A 935-nucleotide genomic window follows, 5' to 3' on the forward strand; every position below is an offset into this window, starting at 1 on the left:
GTCTACGTACCTCTCGACGCCCGCTATCCGGCCGACCGCATCCGCCATGTCCTGGCCGACACAGGCGCCACGCTGGTGGTGACGGACGACGCGTCTCAGCCGCAACTCCCGGCGGATGCGGCAGACGTGTTCGTCATCGACTCCACACCTGAGGGAGAGGAGCAGCGCGAAGCGCCTGGGGTGGGTGTGCGGTCGGGGGATGCTGCGTATGTGATGTACACCTCGGGTTCGACGGGTGTGCCCAAGGGGATCGTGGTGACGCATCGCAATGTCGCCGCTCTGGCTCTGGACCCGCGTTTTGACCGCTCGGTGCACCAGCGGGTGTTGCTGCACTCGCCGGCCGCGTTCGACGCCTCCACCTACGAGCTGTGGGTGCCGCTGCTGAGCGGCGGGACCGTCGTCGTGGCCCTGGCCGGGGACCTGGACGTCGCTGCCCTGCACCACACCATCACCACCCAAAGCATCACCGCCCTGTGGTTGACCAGTTCCCTGCTGAACGTGGTCGCCGAGCACGCTGTGGACGCTCTGTCGGGTGTGCGGGAAGTGTGGACGGGCGGCGAGGCTGTTTCCGGGGCCACGGTGCAGCGCCTGCACGAGGCCTGCCCCGGGCTGACGGTCGTGGACGGGTACGGGCCGACGGAGACGACCACGTTCGCCACCCACCACCCCGTGCCGCGGCCCTACACCGGCGGTGCGACGGTGCCGATCGGCCGTCCGATGGCCGACACCCGCGTCTACGTCCTGGACGCACACCTGCGGCCGGTCCCGCCGCAGGTGACGGGCGAGCTGTACGTCGCGGGGGCCGGTCTGGCCCGTGGTTATCTGAACAAGCCCGGTATGACGGCCGAGCGTTTCGTCGCCGACCCTTACGGTCCCGAGCCCGGCGGGCGCATGTACCGCACCGGTGACCTCGTGCGTGCCAACGCCGAGGGGGA

1 protein-coding gene is annotated in these 935 nt (G+C 69.9%); it reads left to right on the top strand.

Annotation, left to right across the window (positions count from 1 at the left end; all coding sequences use genetic code 11):
• Positions 1-935: AMP-binding protein (locus IG90_RS40395; protein ID WP_033895102.1), on the top strand; the 935-nt coding region annotated here is incomplete at both ends.

Source organism: Streptomyces anulatus (assembly GCF_000721175.1).
GTDB lineage: Bacteria > Actinomycetota > Actinomycetes > Streptomycetales > Streptomycetaceae > Streptomyces > Streptomyces anulatus_C.